We start from the raw sequence: 17,497 nt of genomic DNA, 5'->3' as shown, positions 1-17,497 counted from the left end.
TGCAACGGACCGGACATCCTCAAACGCGAAGATTGTCGATTGGAGCCGGACCAGCGCAGATTTCGTCCCACGTTGCCGGCTTGAGGATGAAGCGTCAGCTTCGAACGTCTCCGCCACCGAAGACGACCTGGTTGCGCACGGCAGGTTGGAACAGGCCGTAAAGGAACGGCAGGTTGCCGCCGCTCACCGCATCGAGCGCGGCACGGTGTTCCGGCGGCAGGCGAAGGCCGAGTGCGGCGACATTGTCGGTCACTTGTTCGGGCCGGCTCACGCCCATCAACGTCGATGCGACCCCCGGCTGCCCGACCACCCAGGACAGCGCGACGCGTGCCGGCGTTTCGCCGACCTCGCCCGCGATGCGCTTGAGTATTTCGAGGATCTGCCAGTTGCGTTCGGTGAACAGCGTGCCGCCGAAGGGATTGTCGCCGTCGAGCCGCTTGTCGTCCGCGGGCCGCGCGGTATCGTCCGGCCCGGCCTGGTTGGGGACGCCACCCGCCCGCTTCGGTCCCGCCTCGACGGTGGCGCGGTCGTACTTGCCGGTCAGCAAGCCATAGGCGAGGGGGCTCCAGGGAACGAGGCCCATGCCCGCCGACCGCGCGAGCGGCAGGTGCTCGGCCTCGACCCCACGCTCGACCAGCGAGTAGAAATATTGCAGGCCGATCGGCGCCGGATGACCCTGGACGCGGGCCAGGGTGGCGAGTTCGGCGACATACCACGCAGGCGTATTGGATATGCCCCAATAGCGGATCTTGCCCGCTGCGACGAGCGCGGTCATCGTCCGCAGCAATTCTTCGGCGGGGGTGACGCCGTCCCAGACATGCACCCAGTACAGGTCGATGAAATCCGTCTTGAGCCGGCGGAGCGAACCCTCGACCGACGCCATAATGTGGCGTGCGCCATTGCCGCCCGCATGATAGCCACGGCCGGTAGCGAACCCGGATTTCGTCGCGATGACGATCCGGTCGCGCGACGATTGCGCGGCGACGAACGCGCCGACCATCTCTTCGGATCGGCCCCCCGCATAGACGTCGGCGGTATCCACGAAATTGCCGCCGAGATCGGTGTAGCGATCGAACACCGCGCGGCTGCCGCGCTCGTCCAGCCCCCATCGCGGCGTGCCGAAGGTCATCGTGCCGAGCGCCAGCGGGCTGACGAGCAAGCCGGAGCGGCCGAGCGGACGGTAGGTGTCGAGGTTCATGATGGCATCCTGCACTGTGTCGCCTCCAGATGGACGCCGGACCGCCCGAGGATTAGATCGTCTGCGGCGCATGGGTTGCTGAAGGATGTTCACGAATGGATCGCGATCTCTGGTCCGGTCTCGCGGTGTTCGAGACAATCGTCGAGGCTGGCAGTTTCGCACGGGCGGCGACGCGCCTGGGGTTGTCCGCCTCCGCGCTCAGCCACGCGATGCGATCGCTGGAGACGAAACTGGGCGTTCGACTGCTCGATCGCACCACCCGGTCGCTGGCGCCGACACCCGCAGGCGAGGAACTGCTGGCACGGTTGAGGCCGGCGATCGCCTCGGTCGCGAGCGCGCTGGCCGATCTCGACAATGCCCGCGAACGGCCGGCGGGACGGATTCGCGTCAGCGCGCACCGGGTTGCCGCCATCTACGCCATCCTGCCGCGGCTGGCCGACTTTGCGCAGGCCTATCCCGACATCGCCGTCGAACTGGTGGTCAACGACGGGTTCGTCGACATCGTCGCGGACCGCTTCGATTGCGGAGTCCGTCACGCGCAGAGCTTGCAAGCCGACATGATATCGGTCCGGATCAGCGCGCCGGTGCCGCTCGTCTTCGTTGCAGCACCGTCCTATCTCGCCGGGCGTGCCCCACCGGTCGATCCCGACGATCTCTCGGCGCATCGTTGCCTGTGTTACAGGTACACGTCGTCCGGCGTGGTCCACCGCTGGGAATTCGAACGGGATGGCCGGACGTTGGAACGATCGGTCCGCGGCGACTTCACGACCAACGACATCGACGTGATGCGCGACGCCGCGGTGTCGGGGCTAGGCGTAACCTGCCTGCCGCTGCCGCATGCTGCGCTACAGCTGGCCGACGGCACGCTGGTCGAGGTGCTCACCGGCTGGGCACCCACGCTGGCGCCGAACCATCTCTATTATCCCAGCCGACGCCAGCCCACCGCCGCGTTCCAGGCCTTCGTGACGGCAATGCGCGCCTGATCGCGCGCGCTAAGGCCGGCTCCCGGAGCGACGGGACGTCGGATGCACGTGTATCAGCGCGCTTCGATCAGGCTGTCGAGCAGGATCGGTGCGAAGTCGTGGCCATCGACGCCGACGTCGAACTGGCGCGGCATCGGTTTCAGCCGGCCGTGGCTGTGCCCGTGCAGGTTCAGCGCACCACGGTGCTGCCCATTCCAACTTCGGAACGGATAATGACAGAGAACGAGCTGTCGGCCATCCAGCTCGATTTCCGCATAGTCGCCGACGCTCGTCCACCCGTGCGCCGCCAGCGTCGCATCCGGATCGTTATTGCCACGCAGCAGGTGCTTGCTCCCGTTCAGTCGGGCGAGCAGTTCGGCGACATCCGTCGGGCGACGTGCCACGTCGCCCAGGTGCCACACCACGTCATCGGGGCCGACGACCGCGTTCCAGCGCTCGACCAACGCCGCATCCATTTCGGCGGTGTTGGCAAACGGTCGTCGCGAGATGTTGATCGTGCGATGGTCGCCGAAATGCGTGTCGGCCGTGAAGAATACGCTCATGAGTGCCGCAACGTCCGTTCGTCTGTCATCACGTAGGAACGAGCACCAGCGTCAAAGGTTCGGCGCGATAGCGGGGTGACGCCGGACCCGGGCGTCTTACCTGAACGTCTTACAATGCGTCGAACGTGGACTATCTCGCGGCAACGCATGACGACCGACCGACCCTTGATCCTGGCAATAGGTGACAGCCTGATTGCCGGTTACGGCCTGCAGGCTGCCGATAGTTTTCCCGCACGATTGCAGGCATCGCTGCAGACGGCATGTCCCGGCGCCCGCGTGGTGAACGCCGGGGTGTCGGGCGATACCACTGCCGACGTGCTGCGGCGCCTGCCCCGCTTGCTGTCCTCGCTCGACCAGCGGCCCGTACTCGCGATCGTTCAGGTGGGACCGAACGATGTCCTGCGGCAGATTCCGGTGGCGCGTACGCGGGCGAACCTCGAGCAGATTCTGCTGAGCCTGGGTAGCTGTGGCATTCCCGTGTTGCTGACCACCGTCGACCCCCCGGCGTTCATCCGTGACCGCGCCGCGGCGTATCTGGGCATCCACGCGGGGTTGGCTGCCGAGCATGGCGCGACCGTCTGGCCATTCTTTCCGCCCGGCGTGTTGGGACATTCCGAGATGGTACTGGCGGATCGGGTGCATCCCAACGCTGCGGCGATCGCAGCGGTGGTCGCGGCGATGCTGCCGACCGTTAAGGGTATGCTGTAGTGCCTGTATTCAAGCGCAACCACGGGCGTTCCCGGATTTCAGCTATGAGGCCGAGTGAGTCATGGTGACGGAGCCCAAATGGTTGAAAGCCGCGCGCGCGAAGCTGGGCACGAAGGAAGCTGCCGGATCGGCCAACAGCGCGACGATCTTGGGTTGGGCGAAGCGGCTGGGGACGAAGGTCCTCGGGATGGTTTACAACGCCGACAGCGTCCCGTGGTGTGGGGTGTTCGTTGCCTATTGCCTTCAGGAAGACGGTATCGAGCCGGTCGCTATCGCGGTGCGCGCAACGTCATGGTCGACATGGGGATCGGCGCTGCGGCCGGAGCGGTTGGCGCCCGGTGCGGTGCTGGTGTTCGAGCGTCCGGGTGGTGGTCATGTCGGGTTCTATGTCGGCGAAGACCCAACCGCGTATCACGTCCTTGGCGGCAACCAGGGCGATACCGTCAGCGTAGCCCGGATTGCCAAGGACCGCTGCATCGCGCGGCGTTGGCCATCTGGCCGTCCCGTCATCGGCAAGCCGGTCCAGATGGCGGCGAGGAAGCCAATCTCCACCGACGAGGCCTGATGCGTTTGGCGCCGGCCTGACGCGCAGCCATCTGGTCGCAATGCGACCGATGACGACCGCGCCGGCAGATCGAATCTGCACCAGCGCGCGCCGTCGCGTTAGCCTACCGGACGCCGAACCCCGCCGTGCTGTTCGCGCCATCGTCGGTTCGCTCGCGACCAGCCAGGACGTTCTCGAGTTCGGCGAGCGAATGCGGCACGTCGATGTGCTGCGCGCCAAGGAACAGGCGTGATCCATCGCCCTCGGGTACCGCGTGGGTCAGCTTGTCGATATCTACCAGCGCCTTGCCCTGCGGCAAGATCTCGATCTGAACAAATCGCATGTCATTTCCCATCTTGCGTCTGACGGCTCGATTGCCACGCAGGCGATAACGCACGACTGAACTACGCAATTTTTGTCTCTGCGTCCTCCGAGATCTATTCGGTGCGTTGCAGCAGGTCGGCCAGATCCTGCTTCCAGAACCGGGCCGCAGTGTGGGTGCCGTGGCCGCGCGTGTCGGTGCTCTCCGGAATCATGCGAAATCGCGCGCTTTTCATGCGGGCAACGGCGCGTTGCGGGTAATCGAGATTGCGTGGGTTGATGAAATCGTCGGCCGAGTTGATCCAGGTCGTCGGCGCGGTGATCGCCTCCAGCCGCGACCGGGGCGCATAGGTCCGCGAGGCATCGAGTTGATACACGAGGTCATTGGCATCCGTCCCGTCGATCGACGCTGCGACCCGTTGCTCGGCAAAGGCCTCGGCGGCATCGCGCCCGGGATATTGTTTCTGGAAGAAGAGCGGCGCACCACCAGCGACGAACAGCAGGCTGGCGGCGGTGCGCAGGCCCTGCACCGGTGGCGTCCGGTACTCGCCGCCTGCCCAGGCCGGATCGGCCTTGATCCCGTCGATCGCGAGCTTGCGCCACATGCGGTTCAGCCCCGCGATCTCGACAGGCTCGCAAGCGAGCGGCATGAGCGCGCGGGCGAATTCGGGGTGCGTCTCGCCCCAGATCAGACTGTGCATGCAGCCCATCGACGTTCCCATGATCAGCCGCATGCGGCGGATGCCCAGGCCGTCGTGGAGCAGCCGGTACTGCGCCTCGACCATGTCGTCGTAATCATAGTGCGGGAACCGCATGTGCAGCCCGTCGGACGGTTTCGAGGATTTGCCGTGCCCGATCCCGTCGGGAAGGATGATCCAGTAGCGCGTGATGTCCAGCGGCTGACCAGGGCCGTAGAGTTCGTCGGCGAACTGCGGGCTGAGGAACTGGCGGCCTGTTCCACCCGTACCGTGCAGGACCATCACCGCGTTGTCGATTTCACCCCGCGCATTCCAGTGCGGCTGCCCCAGCATCGTATAGTTGAGGCGCAGTTCCGGCAGGGTCTCGCCCGAGCGGAAGCGAAAGCGGCGGACCGTGAACTGCGCGTCGCGTGCCGGCCATTTCGACATGGACGGGGCGGTCTTGACCGCGGGCGTAAGCGGCGGCGTCTGGGGGGCGGCGGCCTGGAGAAGCAGGAGCGAGAGCAGGAACGACATGACCTATCGTTGCGTCTAAGCGGATCGCGCGCAAGTGGTGTCCCGATACACAGGGGTTAACGTTCGGAGGCAGGGCTTCGACAAGGACGCGGCAATTGGAGTTCGGAATCCGGATTCCAACGCGAGGACTTCAGTCGTGAAGGCCTGCCACGCCAAGTGTCCCCAGGTTCAAGGTAAGCTGCAGGTTCAGCGCATTGTCCATCTGGGCGCGTGCGCCACCGCGCCCGAACCGGTACTGGTTGAGATAGCCGACATCGGCCGTCACCGCCTTGCCGATCGGGAAGGCCAGCCCGACGATGTTGCGCATCCGCTCATACCCGGCGCGCTGGCCCCAGGTCGTACTGTTCGGCAGGAAAAAGCTCTCGTGGCTGACGAACAAGGCCAATCGCTTGGGTCCGAGCGGCAAATTGTACCGCAGCAACGGCCGGATCCGGAAGCCGATCTCGCTACCGTCGGGGTTGAAGCGTTCGTCGAGTCGCAATCGCCCGGCGAAGCGCCCGCTGGTGACCACGATCTGCTGGCGGAGCCGGTCCTCGTCCGGCGCGAGGTTGCGACTGTGAAAGCCGACATGGCGGTATCCGAATCCGAGTTCGACGCCCTTGGCCAACTGCCAGCCGAGGAGCGCACCGAATTCGGTGGTGTAGATCCCGTCCTGGCGGTCGCTGGTCCGCGCAATCTCTTCCAGCGTTACCCGCAATTTTGGTGCGATGGGAACGACCACGTTGAGCTGCTCCCACGCCTGCGTATCCTGTTGCTGTGCCCAGGCGGGGGCGGCAACCAGCAACAGCGGCAAAACTGCCAGGGGTGAAGCGCGATACATCGCATGGTGTTGGCACGGCTCTGCCGATGCAGGCAATGGACTGGCGTCGCCTCGGTCCTTTTCATCGATTGCATGCCTGGCAACAATCGTGTGACGCTACGTGTAGCTCGCCAGCCGCTAAATCGGTCGCGAGACGATGTGTCTGAAACTGATAAGGCCGGTCCCATGGTTGTGACGCGACATGGTTGAGGGCGGATCGCTGCGAACGGTAAGCGTCGGGATCAGGGAGGTGCTGGGTGCACCCCTGCCTGGCGAACCCGCCAGGGGCGACGTGCGAGCCCTTCTGCTGGGTACGCGTATCGATACCCGCAATTTGCAGGACTTTGCGGAGCCCGAAACCCTCAACCTGTCGGGGGTCGGGGCCGCGTTCGTCTTTCGCTACGGTGTCCTGGTGCTGATCGGGGCGGCGGTCGAAACCGAGCGTCGGTTCATCGAAACCCTGTCCGAGCACATCATCGATCCGCTGGCCACGCCCGAAACCGAAACCGCCTGGATCGAGATTTCCGCGGACCGCGAGGAAACGGTCAGTGCAGACGGACACATACGATTGAGGGAGGCGTCACGGGAACGCTTGTTGCTGACGGCCACCGTCGTCGCCCGGAGCGTCGTCCTCGCGCGGGATGAAGGCCGTATTGCCGAAGCGTTCGATCGCGTGGAGCCGCTCATCAACGAACTGCGCATCCACGGTCGTGCGGTGATGCCGATCCGACGCGTCATGCAGAGCATCGGTGACGTTCTTGCGGCGCAGCACCGCGTCGTCGGCCGGGCGCAAATCTCCGAGAAGCCGGACCTGCTCTGGGATCATCCCGAACTCGACCGGCTTTACGGGCGTCTCGAAGCCGAGTTCGAACTGGGCGACCGCGCACGCGCCATGGAACGCAAGCTTGAGGTGATCGGCGACGCTGCCGAATGGCTGCTCGACCTGGTCCAGGACAAGCGCTCGTTGCGGCTCGAGCTTGCCGTAATCGGGCTGATCGCGTTCGAGGTCAGCCTCAACATATACGAATTGTGGCGTCACTGACGACGACGCGCTGTCAGACCGGGCTTTAGTCCGTTCATCGCACCACCAAACGGGCGATAGCGCGACGAGTACCACAGAAGCTGTGGCACCGCCTCGCATTCAGACGATCGGTTCAGCTCGAGTGTTCGACGACCCAGCCCGCCGGCGTACTCCGCATCGACGTCTTGCAGTAGCGGCAGATGCTGGTATCCGCGCCGCGACCCTTGAAGACGGTGTGTCTGCGAGACCGACGATGTATGCCGATCATGCATTTGGCACGTCCGATAAGTCTCTGAAACATCGCGATCTCCTTGATCGCAACGTAACGCCCGACGGGACGCCCGCGATTAAATTCGCGGTCATCCAGGTCCCGAAATAGAACATTCGCGCTCGTGATCCACAGGCAACGACGAGCCCAGACGCCCCGCGTTATTCCGCCACCTGGGGATATTTCATCTCCCATCCGGCTCGCCCCGAGCGCTCCGTTCTCTGATTTCGGATCCGATGCTGCCATTGCCGATCATCCCAAATCGACGGGGATGACCTTGCTTCGGACTGGGCGGCCAAACATGCTTCATGGCTTGCTTACCAATCCGCGCTACGGATCACTGCCATGGATCACGACGCTCAGCTTGCCGGTACGGCCGAGACCGACCCTCGCCCGCAGTCGGCGGTCAGTCACGGCGCGGGTCTGTCGGGACTCGTCGGGGTGCTTGTCTGGATCGGGGTCGCGCGACATTACGGCATGGACGGGCCATATTCCGCGCTCGTCAACGTCGGCGCCTGCGGACTGCCGATGATCGTCTGGTCGTTGCTGGTCGACAAGGTTCATCGCAATCCCAGTACCGGGATCGACTGGTCGGCCGCCAGGCTCTGGCGCGAAACGCTGGACCTGAGCCTGACGAAGCTCGCCGGGCTGTGGGCGACGTGGGCGGGGATCGCGGTGATCTACGGTGCCGGGCGATTTTATTGGGAAGGCAATTTCGCGTTTGCGATGTGGTGCTTCACCAATGCCGCACCGATCCTGTTCGTCGCGTCGGTTCCCTATGTCCTTTGGATCGACCGCTATCTCGTCGAGCCGCGCGACGGCGCCTGGCACCTTGGCGCGTGGCTGACCGGGCAGGCGGGCGTCGACCGCGAGGTGATCTATGGCCATTTGCGCACATGGGGGGTGAAGACGTTCTTCCTCGCCTTCATGCTCGCGATCGTCCCGCCGGGCTTCGGCAATTTCGTCCGCGGCGACGTCGCGTCGGTGTTGCGTGATCCGGTCGCGCTGTCGGGCTGGCTGGTGACGTTGATGTTCCTGATCGACGTGGCGTTCGCGACGGTCGGCTATCTACTCACGTTCCGCCTGCTCGATTCACACATCCGCAGCGCCAATCCGTTCGCCGCAGCCTGGATGCCCGCGCTGATGTGCTATCCGCCGTTCATCCTGATGACGACAGGCGGCCCGCTCGATTATCATCCGGGCACGTCGGACTGGGCGTACTGGTTCCAGGGGCATCCGATCCTGCTCGCGCTGATCGGCACGGTGCTGGTCGGGCTGACCGCGATCTACGCCTGGGCGACGATGGCGTTCGGCTTCCGCTTCTCGAACCTCACCAACCGGGGGATCCTGACGCATGGCCCGTACGCGGTGTCGCGGCATCCGGCGTATCTGTCGAAGAACCTGTTCTGGTGGATTTCGACGATCCCGGTGCTGACGCTCGGCAGCATGGTCGATGCGGCGCGTGCGACGCTGCTGATGGCGGCGGTCAGCGGCGTGTATTACTGGCGCGCGAAGACCGAGGAGCGGCATCTGAAGCTCGACCCGGACTATCGCGTTTATTTCGACTGGATGTCGCGAAACGGGCTGGTGCCGCGGTTGTTCGCGAAGCTGCGCGGCTGATCCCCCCCCCCGCGCTTGCGGGAGGGGTTAGGGGAGGGGCTGTTCTACGCCTGTAGCACGACATCCGCGGCCAAGCCCTTCCCCGGCCCCTCCCGTAAACGGGAGGGGAGCAGTCAGAAGCTGGCTTCGTCGTACACCTTCGACACGTCGCCACCCCAGATGCCGTTATAGCGGTCCAGCAACACTTCGGCGGGCACCTTGCCGCTCCGGACGATCTCGCGCAGCGGATCGAGGAAGCCGGTCTCGTTGTCGCCCGCGCGGTTGAACCGCGCGCGTGCCGACAGTCCGGCCCCGGCGATGTCGAGCACGTCGCCCGCAATGTCGCGCAGCGTGCCACCGCCTGCGATCGGCGCGTTCAGCCCGAGCTTCGGCACCGCATCGCGCAACGCCTGGCGCTCGTCGATCGTCCAGTCCTTGACCAGGTCCCACGCCGCATCGAGCGCACCCTGATCGTACAACAGCCCGACCCACAAGGCCGGCAGCGCGCAGATCCGGTTCCACGGCCCCCCATCGGCGCCGCGCATCTCGAGGAACGTCTTCAGCCGGACCTCGGGGAAGGCGGTCGACAGATGATCGGTCCAGTCGTCGAGCGTAGGCTTCTCGCCCGGCAGCACCGACAATTCGCCCTTCAGGAAATCGCGGAACGAGAGGCCGGCGGCGTCGATATACTTGCCCTCGCGGTAGACGAAGTACATCGGCACATCGAGCGCATACTCGGCGTAGCGCTCATAGCCGAAGCCATCCTCGAACACGAACGGCAGCATGCCCGTGCGATGCGGATCGGTGTCGGACCAGATATGGCTGCGATACGACAGCATGCCGTTGGGCTTGCCCTCGGTGAACGGCGAGTTCGCGAACAGCGCGGTCGCCAGCGGCTGGAGCGCCAGCCCGACGCGGAATTTCTTCACCATGTCCGCCTCGGACGCGTAATCCAGGTTCACCTGAATCGTGCAGGTCCGCAGCATCATGTCGAGCCCCATGCTGCCGACGCGCGGCATGTGCCGCAACATGATCGCATAGCGCCCCTTGGGCATCGTAGGTAGTTCGGCGCGCGTCTTGTCCGGCCACATGCCGAGTCCAAGGAAGCCGATGCCGAGCTTTTCACCCGCCGCCTTCACCTGTTCCAGATGGCGGCCGGTCTCGGCGCAGGTCTCGTGCAAACTGTCGAGCGGCGCGCCCGACAGTTCGAACTGGCCCGCGGGCTCCAGGCTGATGCTGCCGTCGGGCCCCGACATGGCGATGGCGTTTCCGCCCTCCATGACCGGCTTCCAGCCATATTGCTCCAGCTCGCCAAGCAACGCGCGGATGCCGCTTGGTTCGTCATAGGACGGCGCATGGTGATCGCCGTTCGCATAGACGAACTTCTCGTGCTCGGTGCCGATCCGCCACGCATCCTTTGGCTTTTCGCCGCCCGCGAAGCTGGCGATCAACTGGTCGCGCGACTCGATCGTCGGGCTGGTCTTTTTCGGAGCGGGAATCGTCGTCATCGCCGCGCCTTACGCGTCGATGAACGAGGGTGCTAGAGGGGATTCGGACCAATCGGTAGCAATGTCGTATCGATCATTCGCCGCGCCAATCTCCCGCCGCTGCCATCCACAAGGCAACGGCCGCCCCTGCCGCGGTTTCGGCGCGAAGAATCCGCGGCCCCAGCCCGATGCCGACCGCGTTCGGATGCGCGCGAATCGCCTCGCGTTCATCGGCATCGAAGCCGCCCTCGGGCCCGATCAGGATCGCCGCTGGTCCCGGCCGCGACCGCATCGCCTCCAGCGCCGGCACGCCGCCGGTCTCGTCGGCAAAGAACAGCGCGCGATCAACGGGCCAGTCGCGGAGCAGCGCGGCGAGCTTCACCGGTTCGGCGACCTCGGGCAGCGCGGTGCGCCCGCATTGCTCGGCCGCCTCGATCATCTGCGTGCGCAGCCGCTCGGTATTGGGCTTGTCGACGATCGTTCGCCGGGTGACCACCGGCTGCAGCCTAGCGACGCCGAGCTCGCACGCCTTTTCCGCCATCCAGTCGACCCGACCCTTCTTGAGCGGCGCGGCACACAGCCACAGATCGGGCACATCTTCGCGCGGGCGCAGCAATTCGGTGACGTCGAGCATCAAGTCGCGCTTGCCGACGCTCGAAGCGACGCCGAGCCATTCGCCGGTCCGGTCGTCGAACAGCTTGACCGGATCGCCGATCTTCATCCGCATTACGCCTGCGAGATAATGCGCCGCCGACCCGTCGACGTGAAGCGGACCGGCCGCGAGCGGCGTATCGATGAACAGGCGCGGCGTGGATTGCGGCGGCCAGGCAGGAGTTGCAGGCATAAGCGTCGCTCTAGCAAATCCTCCCCGGCACGGGGAGGGGGACCAGCGAAGCTGGTGGAGGGGGGGCTTCCACAGGCGTCACGCTAGCGTTCAGCGTCTTCCACAAGGGTTGGGGCGCGTGCCTCGCCCTCCGCCAGCGAAGCGCTCGCGGCGATCCCCCTCCACCCGTCGCCGATGGCGAACGGTCCCCTCCCCGTGCCGGGGAGGATGGCACTTCTCGCTCCCCTCCCTGGAAGGGAGGGGCTGGGGGTGGGTTGGCTCGGAATTGCCGGCACGTCCGCCAAGCAGCCGACCCACCCCCGACCCCTCCCTTCCAGGGAGGGGAGAAGATTAGCGCTTCCGGCCCACGCAAAAACTCAGTTCAGCGTCTCCGCCGCGCCCACATTTTTCGCGCGATCACCCAAGCCACAACCAGGACCACAACCCCAAGGATCAACACCCCCGCGACCGCCCCTGCGACCCGGAAAATCCCCCAGAACAACGCCTCGACGAAGCGGCCGACCGCGACCGAAAGGCCGATCATGCGAGAGGGTCCGAACGCGTCACGCCCCACCGGTACCCGGCAAAGGCTTGCGCGCCAAACCCCGTCTTCCTACGCCCCCCATCATGCAGACCAAGCCGAGCCACGCTGAAATCGTCCCCGACAGCGAACATAAGGGCTTGGTCGGTCGCCTCCCGCCGACGCTCCGCGGCCTCGCGCTCCTCGCCCGCTTCGACAGGCCGATCGGCTGGTGGCTGCTGTTCTGGCCAGGCGCCTGGGGAGTCGCGCTCGCCGGTGGCGCGGTGCAGCGCTGGGACCTGATCCTCTGGCTCCTCCTCGGCAGCATCGCGATGCGCGGCGCAGGCTGCGTGTTCAACGACATCGTCGACCGCGACCTCGACGCGCAGGTCGCCCGCACCCGCGCCCGGCCGATCCCGAGCGGACTCGTTTCGATCAAGCTCGCCTGGATCTGGCTCGTCGCGCTCTGCCTGATCGGCTTTGCGGTCCTCCTGCAACTCACCTTCTTCGCCGCGATCGTCGCCCTCACCAGCCTCGCCCCCGTCGCCGCCTATCCGTTCATGAAGCGCATCACCTGGTGGCCGCAGGCGTGGCTCGGCATCGTCTTCTCCTGGGCACTGCTGGTCGGCTGGAGCGATATCGCGGGGGCGCTCGATACGCCGATGTGGCTGCTCTACGCCGGCTCGATCGCGTGGGTGATCGGCTACGACACGATCTACGCGCTGCAGGACCGTGAGGACGATGCGATGATCGGCATCCGCTCTTCCGCGCTCCGCATGGGCAGCCACGTAAAGGCCGGCGTCGGCATCTTCTACGTCGCTGCTGTCGCGTTATGGGCCGCAGCGTTCTGGCAAGTCCGCCCCGACCCGCTCGCGATCGCCGCGCTCGTTCCCGTCGCACTCCACCTTGCATGGCAGGTCGTCACGCTCAAACCCGACACGCACGAAGGCGCCGGCACCGCCGCACTCGCTCGCTTCCGCGCGAACCGTTTCGCCGGACTGCTCATGTTCCTCGCCTGCGTGGTTGTCGGCACGAGCCTGCATCCCTAACTCGCTGATATGCTGACCCCAGACCAAGCCCGCGACCGCGCCCACGACATCGTCCAGCGCGCGAGGGCGGCGGGTGCCGACGCCGCCGACGCGGTCTTCGCCGCCGATGCCGCGCTCGACGTGTCGATGCGCCTCGGCAAGCTCGAGGATATCGGCCGCTCCGAAAGCGAGGATCTCGGCCTGCGCGTGTTCGTCGGCCAGCGTTCCGCCAGCGTCTCCACCTCCGACCTCTCGGCCGCGGCGATGGACGCGTTGGTCGAACGCGCGGTGGCGATGGCACGCGAGGCGCCGGAAGATCCTTGGGCCGGCCTGGCCCCCGCCGACCGCCTCCTCCACGGCATCACCCCAATGCTAGGCCTCGACGACGGCGGCGAAGCCAGCCCCGAGCAACTCCGCGATGCAGCGCTCGAAGCCGAAGACGCCGCCCGAGCGGTCCCCGGCGTTTCGAACAGCGAAGGCGGCGGCGCCAGCGCCTCGCGCAGCGTCTGGGCATTGGCCACCAGCCACGGTTTCGCCGGCGCCTACGCCGCGACCGGCTATGGCGTGTCGGCCAGCGTGCTCGCGGGCGAGGGCGGCGGCATGCAGCGCGATTACGCGCACAGCAGCGCCCGCCTCCGCGCGCATCTCGAATCGCCCGAAGCGATCGGCCGCCGCGCCGGCGAACAAGCCGTCGCGCGCCTCAACCCCGGTCGCCTCGTCAGCGGCGCCACGACGATCGTCTACGACCGCCGCGTCGGCGGATCGCTGGTCGGCCACATGCTCGGCGCGATCTCCGGCCAGGCGATCACGCGGAAGACTAGCTTCCTGCTCGATTCGCTCGGCAGCCAGGTCTTCGCGCACGGCATCACGATCCGCGACGATCCGCACCGCCCGCACGGCCTGCGCTCGCGCCCATTCGACGGCGAAGGCCTGCCTGTCTCGCCAAGCGACATCATCGAGGACGGCATGCTCGAACGCTGGCTGCTCGACTCCGCCTCGGCGCGGCAACTCGGCCTCGAACCTACCGGCCATGCCGCGCGCGGTGTCGGCGGCGGCCCCGGCGTATCGACCAGCAACGTCTTCATGGAGCCGGGCCATGTGCCGCTCGAAACGCTCATCGCGGACATTGAGTCGGGCGTCTACGTCACCGAATTGATGGGCGGCGGGGCGAACGGCGTGACCGGCGATTACAGCCGTGGCGCCGCCGGCTTCCGCATCGAGAACGGCCAGATCACCACGCCGGTCGCCGAGTTCACGATCGCCGGCAACGTCAAGGACATGTTCCTCGCGATGACCCCCGCCAACGACCTCGAATTCCGCTACGGCGTCAACGTGCCGACGCTGCGCGTGGAGGGCATGACGGTGGCGAGTGGCTGACCGGCGGCGCGCGCCCGAGCGGTCCCCTGAGTGGCTGCGCGCGATGGCTGACGCCGTCGCGAGTATCGCCGCGGAGGCTGGCGCGATGGCGCTCGACCGCTTCGACACTGATTTCCAGCGCTGGGAAAAGACCCCCGGCAGCCCGGTCTGCGAACTCGACATCGCAATCGACCGGATGCTCAAGGCGCGCCTGTCGACTTTGCTCCCCGAGGCCGGCTGGCTGTCCGAAGAAACCGCCGACAACGCCGACCGCCTCGCCCACGACCTGCTCTGGGTGGTCGACCCGATCGACGGAACGCGAGACTATATCCGCGCCCGTCCCGGCTGGTGCGTCTCGGTCGCGCTGGTCGACCGCGGCAAGCCCGTGATCGGCATCCTCGAAGCCCCCTCCCGCGACGAACGCTGGCACGCGGTCATAGGGCAGGGCGCTACCCGCAACGGCGTCACGCTGAAAGCCGGCAACCGCACCGACTTCCCCGGCAGCCGCACGCCCGTCGACGCCCTCCCCAAAGCCGACCGAGACCTCGTCATGGTCCACAAACCCAACTCGATCGCCCTGCGCATAGCCATGGTAGCCGCCAACGAAGCCGACCTCGTCGCCACGCTGCGCTGGGGCAACGAATGGGACATCGCCGCCGCTATCCTCGTCGCGAGCGAAGCGGGTGCGGTGGTGACCGATGCACTCGGTGCACCGCTGGTGTTCAACAAGCCGCGCCCGCAGGCGTTCGGCGTACTTGTCTCGACGCCGGGAATACATGCATCGGCAGTCCAGCGCCTGGCGGACCGGGCCCGCGCGATCAACGGCTAGTGCCGGTCAGCGACTTGCCGTTATCGTCGTATCCGGCAGCGTCAGGTCGAGCACCTCCAGTTCGCCGGGGCCGGCCCGTCTATTGATCAGACTGCCGGTAGGCGTTTGATACGTGCCGCGCAGCGAGAACCGCTCGACCCTGTAGACGCCGCGCGCGCCCGCCGCTCCGTCCGTACCCGTATAGCGGCGCGCGGATACCTGCTTGACCAGATACCCCGCCCACCCCGTCGACCGCGATCCGCGTAGGATCTCGGCATCGTCGGTCTTGCCATCGGGCTTGATCCAGAACCCGATATCGACCCACTGGATCGAGCCGACATCGGACGAGCTGGCCGGCACCGGGTTCCTGAGGTCGAATTTGGCGGCGGCGTCCCGTGCCGCCGCCTCTGCCGTTGGTTCATAGGGAGGGCCCCAGATCAGCACCGGTCGGGTCGTCGTGTCGTGGCCGATCTCCCGCACCAACCGGTCGACTTGACCATCATCGGCACGTTGCGCTGCCAGTCGCAAGCGGACCACCCGCGACACCGATCGAAGCGCGGGGTCGGTCGCGGCGGGTCTTGCCTCGGCTTCGGCGAGAAGGCGGGCGGCCCCGGCGGGATCGTTCCGCGCGTTGGCCAGTTCGGCGCGACGCAATGTCGCCAGCATCGCCAACGTCGCGTTGCCGTCGGCAAGCGCCTGCCGTTCGACCGCGCGATAGGAAAGCTCGGCCGTGCGTCCGTCGCGCAGTGCCAGCCACATGTCGCCGGTGGCGAACGCGGCGGCAGTCACCGCGGGATCGTCGCGCGGTAAATTCTCGCGCAGCGTGCGAACTTGGCCACCTACCGCTTTCTTGAAGACATCCATTTCGCCGTCGTGCAGCGACACCGTCGCATAGGCTTCATATAGCGCCGCAACCGGCTTTGGCGCGATCGCGGCATTTTGCTTGTTGCGCGCAACCGCGGCAGCGAGTGTCCGCCTGGCCCGCTGATAGGCGCCTTGGCGGAATTGCTGTTCGGCAAACGCGATCGAGACCTGCGCATCGCGAAGCGGCGGGCAGCCTTGCTCGACGCAGACCTGGTATGCTTCGTCCAGACGTTTGCCCGACACGATGATGTCGGGTGTAGCAGCCTGCATCGCCAGCACGAAAAGCAACCCGATCATGGTCCAGCCTCCGGATCTATCCGGCGACATCGTGCATGATTCGGATCAACGATCAAAGTCTAAATTCATCGGGTCTGATTGCAGTTCATGGCACGCGCTTGCGCTACTGCGCGCCGTCTTTCTCGTATTCGATCTTATTTCCGAAACGCGCGCGTCGTGAGATTGTCGAGGTCGCTGCAAGCCAGACGAGCGCTTCTCATTGAAACACCGCTCGATCCGCGAATTGCCAGCTACCCGAGCATGCGCTTGCCCTTCGTTCGACTGGTCAGGTGGAACTGTAGGCAGCGGTCGCACCGATAGGCCCTGAGCGGTACGCGTCCGGTCTGCGCCACGACGAGCGCGTCGGCTTCGGAGACGAAGCGTGCCTTCCTGCGGCAGACGCTGAGCCGCGTGCGCTTCACCGCCTCAATCCTTGTATTTCATCTCCAGGAAGCGGCCGCGGGTCGACAGGTTGTCGAGGTCGCTCTGCGCGAGGCGGGCGGTCATTTCGCCGATTTCCTGTTCGATCAGCTTCAGGCCGTCGACCAGTTCGGCGTCGGGCGTGCGGCCGTTGCGCGGGGTGGTGCGGAGCGACGCCGGCACCTTCTCGTAATCCTTGACGAAGGCGGGGAGCTGCTCACCGATCAGCTTCCGCACATCGACCGCTTCCTGCGTGTTCGCGTCGAGCGTCGCGAGTTGCGGGGTCAGTGTTTCGAGGCGCAGGCCGATCCGGTCGACCAGCGTCATCGCGGGTGCGGGGAGGGCGGGGCGCTGTGCTTCGAGCCAGCGTTCGGTCTGCGCGGGGAGGGCACGGATGTCGACTGCCGCGAGCCGCTCGGGTGTGGGTGCGCGTTCCGCCGGCCAGACCGCGAACAACACCGTGGCCGCGACCAGCAGCGCCATCACCAGCATCGCGCCGCCGATCCCGAGCGGCACGATCCAGCCGATCACCATCGCCGCGATCAGGATCGCGACGTCAGCGACCGCGATCCGGGTCAGTCGCTTGCCGATCGCCTGCGTCTGCCGTGCCCGCCCCCGCGATGGCGAGCGTGCGATGACGGTGCCCGTCCGGTCGTCGGAAATGCGCGACCAGGAGGCGCGGGCGCTGGCGATGGCGTCGTCGACTTCGCTCACGAGG

The 17,497-nt window shown here is 66.2% G+C and carries 19 protein-coding genes; 8 read left to right on the top strand and 11 right to left on the bottom strand.

All coding sequences use genetic code 11. The annotated features are described in order from the left end of the window. Positions 1 to 94 precede the first annotated feature (94 nt). Positions 95 to 1,198, bottom strand: a complete 1,104-nt coding sequence (locus C8J39_RS11320) for an aldo/keto reductase (protein WP_120300918.1) — start codon at positions 1,196 to 1,198, stop codon at positions 95 to 97. 95 nt (positions 1,199 to 1,293) lie between these two features. On the opposite strand from C8J39_RS11320, the gene C8J39_RS11315 reads away from it, so the two are divergent. Further along, positions 1,294 to 2,181, top strand: a complete 888-nt coding sequence (locus C8J39_RS11315) for a LysR family transcriptional regulator (protein ID WP_120300603.1) — start codon at positions 1,294 to 1,296, stop codon at positions 2,179 to 2,181. A gap of 53 nt (positions 2,182 to 2,234) precedes the next feature. Here C8J39_RS11315 and C8J39_RS11310 read toward each other — a convergent pair whose 3' ends face one another. After that, entirely contained in the window at positions 2,235 to 2,723 is a 489-nt protein-coding gene (locus C8J39_RS11310; RefSeq protein WP_120300602.1) for a metallophosphoesterase family protein, read from the bottom strand. Positions 2,724 to 2,870: 147 nt separating this feature from the next. On the opposite strand from C8J39_RS11310, the gene C8J39_RS11305 reads away from it, so the two are divergent. Next, positions 2,871 to 3,431 carry a GDSL-type esterase/lipase family protein gene (locus tag C8J39_RS11305; RefSeq protein WP_165895235.1) on the top strand — a complete coding sequence of 187 codons (561 nt, stop codon included), beginning with the start codon at positions 2,871 to 2,873 and terminating at the stop codon, positions 3,429 to 3,431. A gap of 61 nt (positions 3,432 to 3,492) precedes the next feature. Then, positions 3,493 to 3,996 (top strand): TIGR02594 family protein, encoded by a 504-nt coding sequence (locus C8J39_RS11300; protein WP_120300600.1) that lies wholly within the window; start codon positions 3,493 to 3,495, stop codon positions 3,994 to 3,996. A gap of 103 nt (positions 3,997 to 4,099) precedes the next feature. Here the strand turns inward: C8J39_RS11300 and C8J39_RS11295 are convergent, their stop codons facing one another. From C8J39_RS11295 to C8J39_RS11285, 3 genes are all read right to left on the bottom strand, one after another. After that, positions 4,100 to 4,318, bottom strand: coding sequence for a hypothetical protein (locus C8J39_RS11295; protein WP_120300599.1), 219 nt, complete (start codon positions 4,316 to 4,318; stop codon positions 4,100 to 4,102). 94 nt (positions 4,319 to 4,412) lie between these two features. Beyond that, positions 4,413 to 5,510: an alpha/beta fold hydrolase gene (locus C8J39_RS11290; protein ID WP_120300598.1), complete on the bottom strand. Its 1,098-nt coding sequence runs from the start codon at positions 5,508 to 5,510 to the stop codon at positions 4,413 to 4,415. A 130-nt stretch (positions 5,511 to 5,640) separates the two neighbouring features. After that, positions 5,641 to 6,330, bottom strand: coding sequence for a DUF2490 domain-containing protein (locus C8J39_RS11285; RefSeq protein ID WP_120300597.1), 690 nt, complete (start codon positions 6,328 to 6,330; stop codon positions 5,641 to 5,643). A 271-nt stretch (positions 6,331 to 6,601) separates the two neighbouring features. Here C8J39_RS11285 and C8J39_RS11280 point away from each other — a divergent pair, with 271 nt between their 5' ends. Together C8J39_RS11280 and C8J39_RS11275 are read left to right on the top strand one after the other, a co-directional pair. Then, complete coding sequence (locus tag C8J39_RS11280) at positions 6,602 to 7,351, top strand: RMD1 family protein (protein ID WP_243650056.1); 750 nt, start codon at positions 6,602 to 6,604, stop codon at positions 7,349 to 7,351. Between the two features lie 592 nt (positions 7,352 to 7,943). Further along, a complete protein-coding gene (locus tag C8J39_RS11275) occupies positions 7,944 to 9,218 on the top strand; it encodes an isoprenylcysteine carboxylmethyltransferase family protein (protein ID WP_120300595.1) in 1,275 nt (424 codons plus the stop codon). A gap of 113 nt (positions 9,219 to 9,331) precedes the next feature. Here C8J39_RS11275 and C8J39_RS11270 read toward each other — a convergent pair whose 3' ends face one another. From C8J39_RS11270 to C8J39_RS18775, 3 genes are all read right to left on the bottom strand, one after another. Further along, entirely contained in the window at positions 9,332 to 10,705 is a 1,374-nt protein-coding gene (locus C8J39_RS11270) for a glutamate--cysteine ligase (RefSeq protein WP_120300594.1), read from the bottom strand. A 73-nt stretch (positions 10,706 to 10,778) separates the two neighbouring features. Continuing rightward, positions 10,779 to 11,528, bottom strand: coding sequence for a 16S rRNA (uracil(1498)-N(3))-methyltransferase (locus tag C8J39_RS11265; protein WP_120300593.1), 750 nt, complete (start codon positions 11,526 to 11,528; stop codon positions 10,779 to 10,781). Positions 11,529 to 11,889: 361 nt separating this feature from the next. Continuing rightward, the gene (locus C8J39_RS18775) at positions 11,890 to 12,051 is read right to left on the bottom strand and encodes a hypothetical protein (RefSeq protein ID WP_165895236.1); all 162 of its coding nucleotides are present in this window, start codon (positions 12,049 to 12,051) and stop codon (positions 11,890 to 11,892) included. Positions 12,052 to 12,134: 83 nt separating this feature from the next. Between C8J39_RS18775 and ubiA the strand changes: the two genes are divergently transcribed. Genes ubiA through C8J39_RS11250 form a run of 3 tightly spaced genes read left to right on the top strand, consistent with a single transcriptional unit; the run spans position 12,135 to position 15,240 of the window. Continuing rightward, entirely contained in the window at positions 12,135 to 13,076 is a 942-nt protein-coding gene (gene ubiA / locus C8J39_RS11260; protein WP_120300592.1) for a 4-hydroxybenzoate octaprenyltransferase, read from the top strand. Positions 13,077 to 13,085: 9 nt separating this feature from the next. After that, positions 13,086 to 14,432 (top strand): TldD/PmbA family protein, encoded by a 1,347-nt coding sequence (locus C8J39_RS11255; protein WP_120300591.1) that lies wholly within the window; start codon positions 13,086 to 13,088, stop codon positions 14,430 to 14,432. Between the two features lie 43 nt (positions 14,433 to 14,475). Beyond that, complete coding sequence (locus C8J39_RS11250) at positions 14,476 to 15,240, top strand: 3'(2'),5'-bisphosphate nucleotidase CysQ (protein ID WP_120300590.1); 765 nt, start codon at positions 14,476 to 14,478, stop codon at positions 15,238 to 15,240. Positions 15,241 to 15,246: 6 nt separating this feature from the next. On the opposite strand, the gene C8J39_RS11245 is transcribed toward C8J39_RS11250, so the two are convergent. The 3 genes from C8J39_RS11245 to C8J39_RS11240 all read right to left on the bottom strand — a co-directional run bounded on the left by C8J39_RS11245 (position 15,247) and on the right by C8J39_RS11240 (position 17,493). Next, positions 15,247 to 16,380 carry a hypothetical protein gene (locus C8J39_RS11245; protein ID WP_243650057.1) on the bottom strand — a complete coding sequence of 378 codons (1,134 nt, stop codon included), beginning with the start codon at positions 16,378 to 16,380 and terminating at the stop codon, positions 15,247 to 15,249. Positions 16,381 to 16,610: 230 nt separating this feature from the next. After that, positions 16,611 to 16,781: a hypothetical protein gene (locus C8J39_RS18770; protein WP_165895237.1), complete on the bottom strand. Its 171-nt coding sequence runs from the start codon at positions 16,779 to 16,781 to the stop codon at positions 16,611 to 16,613. A gap of 4 nt (positions 16,782 to 16,785) precedes the next feature. Then, positions 16,786 to 17,493 (bottom strand): hypothetical protein, encoded by a 708-nt coding sequence (locus C8J39_RS11240; protein WP_243650058.1) that lies wholly within the window; start codon positions 17,491 to 17,493, stop codon positions 16,786 to 16,788. Between the last annotated feature and the right edge of the window lie 4 nt (positions 17,494 to 17,497).

Origin of the sequence: Sphingomonas sp. PP-CC-1A-547 (assembly GCF_003610375.1) — a bacterium.
GTDB lineage: Bacteria > Pseudomonadota > Alphaproteobacteria > Sphingomonadales > Sphingomonadaceae > Sphingomonas.
The sequence above is the reverse complement of the archived record's forward strand: the minus strand, read 5'-3'. Positions and strand labels throughout refer to the sequence as shown.